At 61.3% G+C, this 10,562-nt stretch carries 9 protein-coding genes; 6 read left to right on the top strand and 3 right to left on the bottom strand.

The genetic code is table 11. The annotated features are described in order from the left end of the window. A partial coding sequence (locus tag VHX65_19525; protein HEX4000748.1) for a hypothetical protein occupies positions 1-188 on the top strand: 188 nt, incomplete at its 5' end. 334 nt (positions 189-522) lie between these two features. Here the strand turns inward: VHX65_19525 and VHX65_19530 are convergent. Next, positions 523-906 (bottom strand): carbon storage regulator, encoded by a 384-nt coding sequence (locus tag VHX65_19530; GenBank protein HEX4000749.1) that lies wholly within the window; start codon positions 904-906, stop codon positions 523-525. Between the two features lie 357 nt (positions 907-1,263). Beyond that, positions 1,264-2,007 (bottom strand): UvrB/UvrC motif-containing protein, encoded by a 744-nt coding sequence (locus tag VHX65_19535; GenBank protein ID HEX4000750.1) that lies wholly within the window; start codon positions 2,005-2,007, stop codon positions 1,264-1,266. A 383-nt stretch (positions 2,008-2,390) separates the two neighbouring features. On the opposite strand from VHX65_19535, the gene rpsU reads away from it, so the two are divergent. After that, positions 2,391-2,585: a 30S ribosomal protein S21 gene (gene rpsU, locus VHX65_19540; GenBank protein HEX4000751.1), complete on the top strand. Its 195-nt coding sequence runs from the start codon at positions 2,391-2,393 to the stop codon at positions 2,583-2,585. A 234-nt stretch (positions 2,586-2,819) separates the two neighbouring features. Here the strand turns inward: rpsU and VHX65_19545 are convergent, their stop codons facing one another. After that, the gene (locus VHX65_19545; GenBank protein ID HEX4000752.1) at positions 2,820-3,269 is read right to left on the bottom strand and encodes a response regulator; all 450 of its coding nucleotides are present in this window, start codon (positions 3,267-3,269) and stop codon (positions 2,820-2,822) included. A gap of 254 nt (positions 3,270-3,523) precedes the next feature. Between VHX65_19545 and VHX65_19550 the strand changes: the two genes are divergently transcribed. The 4 genes from VHX65_19550 to VHX65_19565 all read left to right on the top strand — a co-directional run bounded on the left by VHX65_19550 (position 3,524) and on the right by VHX65_19565 (position 10,558). Continuing rightward, the gene (locus VHX65_19550) at positions 3,524-4,264 is read left to right on the top strand and encodes a Crp/Fnr family transcriptional regulator (protein ID HEX4000753.1); all 741 of its coding nucleotides are present in this window, start codon (positions 3,524-3,526) and stop codon (positions 4,262-4,264) included. A gap of 470 nt (positions 4,265-4,734) precedes the next feature. Continuing rightward, a complete protein-coding gene (locus VHX65_19555; GenBank protein ID HEX4000754.1) occupies positions 4,735-6,282 on the top strand; it encodes an AAA family ATPase in 1,548 nt (515 codons plus the stop codon). Positions 6,283-6,483: 201 nt separating this feature from the next. Further along, a complete protein-coding gene (locus VHX65_19560) occupies positions 6,484-9,324 on the top strand; it encodes a PVC-type heme-binding CxxCH protein (protein ID HEX4000755.1) in 2,841 nt (946 codons plus the stop codon). Positions 9,325-9,436: 112 nt separating this feature from the next. After that, positions 9,437-10,558, top strand: coding sequence for a hypothetical protein (locus tag VHX65_19565; GenBank protein ID HEX4000756.1), 1,122 nt, complete (start codon positions 9,437-9,439; stop codon positions 10,556-10,558). The last annotated feature ends 4 nt before the right edge of the window (positions 10,559-10,562 follow it).

Here is a 10,562-nt window from a genome sequence, read left to right on the forward strand (position 1 = left end):
TAGGGCCTGAGGAACATGCCCCCATGTTAGCGGCCATTCGCCAGGACTTTTTCCACTACACGCCCTTGCGAACCAAATATCTCGACAGTTCTCGCCCCATCGCCACCGTGCAACGACTTACGGCGAAAAAACTTGGAAAACTTGCCGCCAACGGGAATTTTGTTCGACGGCTGGGGAAGTTGGACTAGCCCGAAGCGTTAGCGAGGAACGAACCGCAACGGCGGCATCGTCTCGCTACCTGGCTGCAACGCACATTGCATTAGCGACGGGCGAACCCGATATGGAGCGCGTCCTCGCTAACGCTTCGGGCTTGTGTTGCTGAAGCGTATGCCACTGGCTTTGCCAGCGTTTGCAGCGGAGATGGCGTCAACTCGCGGGGCATCCTCGCTAACGCTTCGGGTTTGTGTGCTGAACCGTGTGCACAGTGGCTTTGCCAGCGTTTGCAGCGGAGATGGCGTCAACTCGCGGGGCATCCTCGCTAACGCTTCGGGTTTGTGGTTTGAGACCGATCGTAACCACGGCTCAGGCCACCGCGACCGGCGATTCTCGCAGGGCACGGCGGGCGTGAAGCTTTTCGGCCAGCGGTTGGCGAGCCGAGGAAAAGGCCCGCTCGCCGGGATTCGCCGCGCCCGCCCGGCGAACCGTCCGGCGTTTTGCGGTCGCAGATTTTTTCGGGTGCGCGGCCTCGACGGCGGCCTCGACGGCGGCCTTTGCAAATAACCCGGCCACGGTGAGCGATCCGTCGATTTGCTCGTCTTCGTCGGGCAACTCGGCCCGTTTCACACGCACCTGTCGCGGCGCCTCGACGCCGACCCGCACTTGCTTGCCGCGCACATGAAGGATCGTGATGAAGATGTCTCGGCCGATTTGAATCCGTTGGTCAACCTTCCGTGTCAGTGCCAGCATGGCAGGCTCCTTTGCCGAATTTCTAGTGTCAAACGAATGTTTGCCGGGGATAAGATCAGTTGAACGAGACCGGGCCTAATGCAGCCCGCGTGCCAGAGCGAGGCAAAAATCGCGCAATTCATCCCAACCGGCAGGCGGTGTTCGTGTTAGAGAAATTCAGCGAATTATCTGACGCCCGCGTTCACCGATCCAAAGATTACAATTCGCCTGCTTGGAAATGTCGATGCCGAGTGCGGTTGGCTTCATCGCTGCTACGTGTGCCACTGGCTTTGCCAATGCCTTCGTGTGCCACAGCGCTTCGTGCAGCGGCGCCGAACGGCACTGCGCACTGACAGAGCCCGATCCGCATACTTCACCTCACCCCGCGGGGGCGTCGCGGCGGGCTAGTTGGTCGCGGAGTTTGGCGGCTAGCTCGTATTGCTCGGCGGCGACGGCGTCGGCCAGTTGCTCGTTGAGCGTTCGGCCGACTTGATAGTGGGCCCGAACCGATTCTTTCAGTTCCACCAGCCGGGCCACGAGTTCGTCCGACTCGAATTGTTCGAGCAATTCGTATTGGGCGAACAGCTCGCGAAATTTGGCCAGCCCGCGGTTGATCTCTTCGATCGCGGCCTCGGGGCCGTGCTCTTCCAATTCTGCCAGCGACCCGGATTGCACCCGGTGGAACAGCACGAACGGCCGGTATTGCTCGTGCGACATCGTCCATTCTTCGTCAGGTGAATAATGCTGGACGAAATCCATGAACGCCAGGCTATGATCGGCATCGGTCGCGGCCCGGCGAAATTCGCGCAGCGCCAGCCAGCAAATTCGCCGGTGATAGTATTGAAAGAATTCGCGATCCGCCTCGGCACATTGCTCGGCCGAGAGCTCGAATCCGTCCCCTTCCCGAATCGACTCGGCGACGAGAAAGTCGAAATAGGTTTCATTGCCGCCGGGGCGCTCCCCGTCGGGCCGGCCGTCGACCTCGAGCTGCAGCACTCCGAGATCGATCCGCATTTGGATCAATTGCCGGCCATCGCCCCCCTTCACCAAGCGCGCAAGCACCTCACCCGGCCGGAACGGCCAGCCTTGAAGAACGCGGTCGATATCGAACCGTCGAGGCATGGGTTGGGTAATCGGGAAACGATCAATCACGCCGGCATGCTGGCGGCGCTCTGCCACCCTGCGTCTGCCACCGTGCGGTTGTGGAATTATAACCAGAAGGCTATTCGGCGAACTACCTCCGCTCGATGCCAGACTTGCCGTTGGATCGCCAATTATCGGCTCGTGCAATCGTGGAGCATGTAGAGTTCCCACGCTACGTGGTTCGGGTACCGCGTCTGTTTGCATTCACGGACCAGCTTGGCTTGAAGTTCGCTGGCCGATTCTCCCGATTCGGATAGACAGCACCCCTAGGCGGGCGTAAACTATCGGGTTCCCAGTGCCCGTGGGTGTGGACTCGCGCCCGCTGGCTTGTATGGCAAGCAAACCCTTTCAAAGGAGGATCCGTGGTTAAGTTGAACGTACGGGATCGCGAGTCGATCCAAGAGGCAGTTCGCCGCTTTCGAAAGCTAGTCGAAAGGAGCGGAATCAAAAAGGAAATGCGGCGTCGAGAGTATTACGAAAAGCCGAGCGAGACACGCCGGCGAGCCCGATTGCGAGCCGAGCGCCGTGCCCGTCGGGCTCGACAGTTCGGGATCTGAGCAACATTTTCATGTTCGGCGCGGCGCGGCCGGACGTCGGTCGGCGCGTTGAGTATTGGGTAAGGTCGAGCGGACGATTATCTCGGCGCTTGTCTCATAATGGCTGCCATGCCCACGGCTTTGCCTGGGCATGTAAACCGAAAAAACATGCCCACGCCAAGCCGTGGGCATGGCACCCGACTGTCGAAGTTGTATTCTCGGCTATCCAAACCCGCAACGGCCGAGTTGGGCCACTTAGGGAGCGGTCGGCTCTGAATCGATCTCCGATTGAAAACCGCGCAGAATCGATTCGAGTTGCGTCGGGTTGACCGGCTTGAGTAGATGCAGGTCGATCCCCGCTTCTGCGCTGCGGCGGCGATCCGATTCCCGTCCAAAACCGGTTACGGCGATCAGCAGTGGGAGCGGCCTCTGGCGATCGCCGCTTTTCCGCCTGCTTTGGCTGATTTGCCGCGCAACCTCGTGGCCGTCCATGCCGGGCAGCCCAATGTCGAGCAGCAAGACATCAGGCTTTTCCTTCCGCGCCGCTTCGATTCCAGCCGGACCGTCGGTTGAGATGCTCACCTGATGGCCGTATAGGCGCAGCAGGATTGCCATGGTTTGCGCGCTGTCGGCGCCGTCTTCGATGATGAGAATCCGCAGCCCCCCGCGGCGATCGCCGGTTGGATTGTTGTTAGACGAGGACATTCAGCTCGGATCGCCTTCCTTGGTGCATCCGGTCCGGCGTGTTTTCCACCGCCCTGCGATGCAGGTTGTTCGCCTTTAATGTATGCCTGATCGTGCCATCGGATCAGTCCGGAAACGTACTCCTGGCGCCGGCAGTTGGGGCAGTCAAAGGCCGCGCCGGGCTCTCGCGGTCGAGCGCGGCGCCCGAATGACGAAAGCTTCGATTGAATGCATGACTCCGCCGACTTATGCTAGAAGGTTCAGGATTTTTCTAGGTGTTTTTTCCCGACAGCATCAAGCCGATGGTTAACGACCAGCCATTTTGTCCGCCGATTCGGAATCGATTGCTTGCCAGTTTGCAACCCCAAGAATTGCAACGCTTGTGGGGCCTGCTCGAACCACTGCACCTGGAAATACGCACGCCGATTTACCTGGCCGGCGAGCCAATCGAGTGCGTGTATTTCCCCTTGAATTGCGTCGTCTCCGCAATGACCGTCATGGAAAACGGCAGCGCCATTGAAGTGGCCACGATCGGCAATGAAGGCTTGGCCGGCTTGACATCGTTCTTTGGCGGCGAAATTTCTCCCTACGCGGCGATGGTGCAACTACCGGGCGATGCCCTGCGAATGCAAACCTCCCAGCTCCGCGAATTCGCAGCCGAACATCCTTCGTTGCGCAAGGCGCTGATTCACTACAACACGGCGTTTGCCACGCAGGTCGCCTACGCCGTGGCGTGCAATGGATTGCATACGATCGAAAAACGCTGTTGCCGCTGGCTGCTGATGACGCGCGACCGCATCGGCGCCGATTTGCTGCCGCTGACCCACGAATTCCTGGCGATCATGCTCGGCGTGCGGCGAGCGAGCGTCACCGAAGTTTTGCAGCCTCTGCAAGCCGGCGGCATGATTCGTTGCGGCCGGGGAGCAATTGAAATCGTCGACCGCACCGGCCTCGAGGCGATCGCGTGCGAATGCTATCGAAGCGTCAAAAAAGCATTTGCATACTTGATGGGCTGACTCGCTCGCCGCCCGGCATGGCGTCTTTTTATCGCCGCGTCGAACTCTGGCTCGGGCTCGGCCGAAAAATAACTTCAGTTTCTGAACCCCTCGCCCTGCCCTCTCCCGCAAGGGGAGAGAGGACGGTGGAGAAGCTATTTTTCGGCCGAGCCTCACTCGCTCCTCGTTGCTCGGCTGCCCTTCCGTCGCCAACGGAATATCCTGCAAAACCGTGCCGGATAAAATCCCTCCCGGCGACCCGGCGAGTTTGACGTTCCACCGCATCAGACCTAGGTTTGCTTTAGACCGGATGATGCGCGCGGGCGAGCGAAACGGCAGGCGGAGTTTCACTCGGCTCGGGCGAGCAAGGGGCGGATCGCGCGTCGACCGATGAGACAACCATGAGTTCTACTGCCGACCACTCCGTCCCTTGCTCCCCCGGGCCGGGTGTTCCGCCCATTGCCGACAGTTCCAGAGCTACGGCGGCGCCGATGACCGACGCCGCCGTCGAGAATCTGCTCGCTCGGCTGGCCGGCCGTGGAACGCCTTGCGATGGCTCGCCCGAGGCAGACCCGTATCGAGCCATCGCGGCAACACAGCCCGAGCCGGCCCTCGCAAAGCCGAACCAAGGCGATGCGCTCGAGAAACAACGCCGCGAAAAGCTCGACGAACTGCTCGGCCGGATCGCTCACCTCACCGCCGGAGCGACCAGCCCGGCCGCCGCAGCCGCGGGCGGGGCTGCGCCCACGGGCGTTCATTCCCACGGATCGCGGGCGAAAAACGAGTTCTTTCCCGAGGAGCCGACCTCGCTGCAGGCGGCCAAGCTCACCGAGAGCGAAGTCGAAGGCCTCGTGCTGAAGTATCTGCTCTCCTGCGGCAATGCCAGTGGCCGCGACACCGCCGAGCAGGTCAAGCTGCCGTTCGGCGTCCTGGAAGAAATGCTGCGGCAAATGAAGAACGACCAATGGGTCGTGTACCGCTCGGCCGCGGCGATGAACGACTATCAATATCAGTTGACCGACAAAGGCCGGGAGCGGGCCCGCCGTCTCTCCGAACATTGCACCTACTTCGGCTCGACGCCGGTGTCGTTGACAGAATACATCGCCAGCGTCGCGGCCCAATCGATGACCACGCAGCATCCCACGGCCGACGATCTGCGCCGCGCGTTTTCGGATTTGCTCATCAATTCGGCCATGCTCGCGCGGCTGGGGCCGGCGATCAATTCCGGCCGCGGGCTGTTTCTGTATGGCGCCGCCGGCAACGGAAAAACGAGCATCGCCGAGCGAGTCACGCGGGCCTTCGGCGAATTCATCTGGATCCCGCGGGCGATCGGCGTCGACGGCGAGATTATCCGCCTCTTCGATCCCAGCAACCACGACGAAGCGCCGATCGAAAGCACGGGCGGCTTGCTCGACAATCGCAAGATCGACAAACGGTGGGTGCGGATTCGGCGGCCCACGATCGTCGTCGGCGGCGAATTGACGATGGATAATCTCGAGGTGACACGCAACACGTCGACCGGTATCTGCGAAGCGCCGATGCAATTGAAAAGCAATTGTGGCACGCTCGTGATCGACGACTTCGGCCGGCAGCGAATGAGCACCGACGAACTGTTGAACCGCTGGATCGTGCCGCTGGAAAAACGCTTCGACTTCTTGAACTTGCCCAACGGCAAGAAAATCCAAGTTCCCTTCGATCAACTGATCATCTTCTCGACGAATTTGCAGCCGAGAGACTTGGTCGACGAAGCCTTCTTGCGGCGGATTCCTTACAAGATCGACGTTGTCGATCCGTCGGAAGAAGAATTCCGCGAGTTGCTGAAGCTCATGGCCCCGAAAGTCGGCTTCGAGTACCGGCAGGAACCGATCGACTATCTGATCGAGAAGCACTACAAGCAAGGCGGCCGGCCGTTTCGCAATTGCCAACCGCGCGATCTGCTGATGCAGGTGCGGAATTTCTGTTTCTTCCAAGGCCGCCCCCTCGAACTCACGTCCGAATACTTCGACCGCGCCGTGGAGAACTATTTCGCGGTCATTTAGGGCCCGCTGATGTAGGTCAAGTGAGCCGACGGGGCGGTGTTCACCTTGCTTCAGGTTGAATGCGGGAGGACATAATACTCTCACGCTCTGCCGCGTGCATCTTGCTGCGCCGCTCGGCCGCAGAATAGCATGGGTTCTTTAGATCGCTGCCCGGCGTCGCGGGGGATGCGTCGTTCGTTCGTTTCCAATCGGAGAATTCTTGTGCGCTACGCATTGCGCTTTGCCCTGTTGCCGCTGTTAATCACGGGAACAGGTTTCGCGGGGCGCGGGGCACGCGCCGCGCAACCGCGGGTCGCCGATCCGCGGTTGGCCATCGATCTGTTCGCCGAATCGCCGCAGATCGTGACGCCGATCGGACTGACCGTGGATGCAAAAGGCCGCGTGTTGGCGGTCGAAAGCAACACGCATTTTCGCCCGCCGAATTACAAGGGCCCGGCCACCGACCGCATCCGGATGTTCGAAGACACGAAATCGACCGGCCGGGCGGATCGCGTCAGTACATGGTTCGAGGGGACCAGTTCAACGATGAATCTGGCCGTCTACCGCGACGGCTCGGTGTATGTTGCCACGCGGAACGAAATCTTCCGGCTGCGCGACTCGAAGCAATCGGGCGTTGCCGACGAACGAACCCCGATCGCCCATTTGGAAACCAAGGGCAACTATCCGCACAACGGGCTGTCGGGTTTCGCGTTCGACTTTCATGGCGACGTGTATTTCGGCATTGGCGAGAATCTCGGCGCCGCCTACAAGCTGGTTGGCAGCGACGCCAGCAGCATCAGCGGCGGAGGCGAGGGGGGCAACATATTTCGCTGCCGCCCGGATGGCAGCCATCTCGAACGTGTCGCCACGGGGTTCTGGAACCCGTTTCATCTTTGCTTTACGGCATTCGGCCGCCTGATGGCTGTCGACAACGATCCGGATTCTCGGCCGCCATGCCGGCTGCTCGAGGTCGTGCCCGGCGGCGATTACGGCTTCCGCTTTCGCTACGGCCGATCGGGATTGCATCCGTTTGTCGCGTGGAACGGCGAATTGCCGGGAACATTGCCGATGGCGTCGGCCACCGGGGAAGCGCCGGCCGGCATCGTGGCCTATGAATCGGACGGTCTTCCGGCAGATTATCGCGGCGAATTGTTCGCGACTTCGTGGGGCGACCATCGGATCGATCGCTTTACGCTGACCGCGCATGGGGCGACCGTTTGGGCCAAGATGACGCCGCTTGTGACGGGCGGCGACGACTTTCGCCCCGTTTCAATCGCCGTCGCGCCGGATGGTTCGCTGTTTGTCAGCGATTGGGTCGATAAATCGTATTCCGTGCATGGAAAGGGGCGGATTTGGCATATCCACGCGGTGAATCCGCCAAGCCAGCCGGCACACGGCATTGATTCGGAACCGCGCGAAGTGCGCGAAGCCGCCGCCCGCCGGATGGCCGCCAATCTGACGCCGAGCAAGCAAACGCCGAGGCTCCTTTCCGTCCACGAACCCGACGATCGAGTGCGCGCCGCCGCCATCGAGGCTTTGGCCGATGCGAACGATGCAAATACCGATTACATGGCGGTTGCATTCGACGATCGTTCGACCGAGGTGCGAGCGTTGGCCGTGCGTTGCATGCCGATCACTGCGTTGAAGCCGCACTTGGCGGCGTTGATCAAGCCGTCGCAGCCAGCGGCCGTTCGCGCTGAGGCCTTGCGGCGCGACTCCGATCCGGCCACCCGCGATGCGGCGCTGGCCACTCTCGACGATCCCGATCCGTTCTTGCAACAAGCGGCGCGGCAAGCGCTCGGGCAAATGCCCGACGCGATCGAGGGCATCGATCCCGCGAAGCTGCCGACGGCCGCCCAGCGGCTCGGCTGGATGCTCGTGATGCGCCGCGTGGACGAGCCAGCCGGGCGGAAATTCTTGCCGCAATTCTTGGACGATCCGGACACCGCGATTCGCTTCGCCGCGATTGAATGGGCCGGCGAAGAACGGATCAAGGACGTAAGGCCGAAGATCGTCGAAATGCTCAGCGCTCGGGCCGATACTCGGGAGCTGTTCGAGGCCTGCGTCGCGGCGCTCGAATTGCTCGACGGCACGCAACGGCCCGACGAATTTCACGGCGAAGAATATGTCGTCCGTGTGCTGAACGACGCGCATGCCTCGAATACCATGCGGCAATTGGCGCTGCGGATGCTGCGGCCCGATCATCCCGCGCTAACGATGACGCTCATCAAAGGCTTTTTGGCATCGGCCGACGAGGGGCTGCGAGCCGAAGCGATCCGCAGCTTGCGCGATTCGCTTGTCGGCGGTCGAATCGATTTGTTGGCCGAGGAGGCGGGCGATGCGCACAGTCCGGCGTCGCTGCGGGCCGAGGCGATCGTCGGGCTATCGGACGCTCCGCAGCAGCGCGATTTTTTATTGTCGCTCGCCGCCGCCGATGAACCAGCGGTTCGTAACGAAGCGCTGCGTTCGCTGCGCGGCGCTCCGCTGAGTGCGACGCAGCGCGAGCGTTTGGTCGCGTTGAGCCACAAAGATTCCGCAGCCGCCGATTTGGTCACGATGATCCTCAACCCGCCGGCGGCTGCGAATCCGCCGCGGCACGATGTCGATGCGTGGCTCAAGCAGCTCGATGGCCCTGCCGATCCGCAGGCCGGCGAACGAATCTTCTTTCATCCGCGGGCTGCCGGCTGCTTTCGTTGTCATCAGATTCATGGCCGCGGCGGCCATGTCGGGCCGGACTTATCGACCGATGCCCGGCTGTTGGGGCGGCGAAAACTCGTGGAATCGATCGTCGACCCGAGCAAGGAGATCGCCCCGCGGTTCATACCCTGGCGGCTTGTGACCAAGGATGGCCGTTCGCTGACAGGGCTGTTGGTGACGGAAGGCCCCGGCGATCTGGAAACCTACAGCGATTCGGCCGGCAAGCTGTTTGTTCTCGATCCAGCCAAGATCGCCGAGCGTCATCCGCTCACAACGTCGATCATGCCCGAGGGCTTGGCCAACCTGCTGACCCGGCAGGAATTTCGCGACCTGCTGGCGTTCTTGTTGCAGGAAGAACATAAGTGATCGTCTTTCTCGCGTTCCGCCAAATCTCGACGGGGGTTTTCGCGGCGAGTAGCATTCAAGTTGGCGCCGGTACGCTGCCAAGCGCCGCTAGAGAATTTCGGGGAGCCCCACGATGCAATCGATACGTGACCGATCGGCCAACGGCGATTGCCGATCTGCGGGCTTTGGAATCGCATTGAGCGCGGTCTTTCTGCTTTGCCCGACATCGCATTCCGCCTCGGCCGCCGATGCTTCTCTGGCGAGCAACAAGCCCTCCGACGCGACGGAGCTTTACAAAGTGCAAATCGTGCGGCCGGCCAAGGTCGGCGAGCGATTCCACATGCATCGCGAGATCGAACGATCCCTCAGCGAATCGAGTGCGGCGAACGGCAAACCGCGGACAAACGAATCGGCCAGCATGGAGATCAACTTTTCCGGCACGCTCGAAGTGATGGCGGTCGACAAGAAGCACGAACCGGTGAAGTGGAAGATTTCCGCCGGCACGGCCACCATTCGGCAAGCCGGCAGCACTGGCCATGAGTCGCTGGTCAAGCCGGGCACGGAGTTCACGCTGTCGTTCGGCGCCGGCAAGGCGACCGTCGCCGATTACGAAACCCAGCATCCGTTGTCGGAAGCCGCCAAGAAATTCTTGCCGATCGTTTTCGAAGCGACCGGGGGAAAGGGGGATGCAAGCCTGGGCGACATGCTCGACAATCCCAACGCTTCGCGCACCGCGAGTTGGAATATCGACACCACGGCGGCTGTCGCTGCGTTGCACTCGTTCGACCCGAAGCTCAAGCCGTCGGAGGTTTCCGGAACCGCTCGGATCAAATCGGTCGCCGGCGACGGCCCGAAGAAAACGCTCATCGTGCAATACGAATTCAAGGCCGACAGCAAGAAACCGGCCAATCCGCCGTCGGGCATGACGCCGGTCAGCGCGACGCTGAACGAATCGGGCACGGTCTCGCTTCCCGCAGATGGTTCGACCGGCTACTTCAGCGCCAAAGCGCTGATCCACACCAGCGGCACCTTCAAAAAAACCGCCAACAAGAAAGAATCGTCGCGAGTGGGCAACCGGACGGTCACCAAGACCGTGAAAGTGAACGAACAAACGGTGATCGACGAAGACGAGAAAGTGAACACGCTGATCACCTACGAGGAATCCGGTTTCGGCGAGAAAAGCGAGCCCTCCACTTCACCCTCAAAGAGCCCGTCGCGATCGTCTTCCGCCGCGGACGCGGCAAGCGAAAAATAAACGT

The sequence above is a fragment of the Pirellulales bacterium genome, assembly GCA_036267355.1.
In the GTDB taxonomy this organism is placed as follows: Bacteria; Planctomycetota; Planctomycetia; order Pirellulales; family DATAWG01; genus DATAWG01.

What these genes read in the sequence shown, in the direction of transcription:
- VHX65_19545 (HEX4000752.1), bottom strand. Translation starts at nt 3,269, where the DNA reads ATGTCCTCGTCTAACAACAATCCAACCGGCGATCGCCGCGGGGGGCTG.
- VHX65_19555 (HEX4000754.1), top strand. Translation starts at nt 4,735, where the DNA reads ATGACCGACGCCGCCGTCGAGAATCTGCTCGCTCGGCTGGCCGGCCGT.
- VHX65_19565 (HEX4000756.1), top strand. Translation starts at nt 9,437, where the DNA reads ATGCAATCGATACGTGACCGATCGGCCAACGGCGATTGCCGATCTGCG.
- VHX65_19530 (HEX4000749.1), bottom strand. Translation starts at nt 906, where the DNA reads ATGCTGGCACTGACACGGAAGGTTGACCAACGGATTCAAATCGGCCGA.
- VHX65_19535 (HEX4000750.1), bottom strand. Translation starts at nt 2,007, where the DNA reads ATGCCTCGACGGTTCGATATCGACCGCGTTCTTCAAGGCTGGCCGTTC.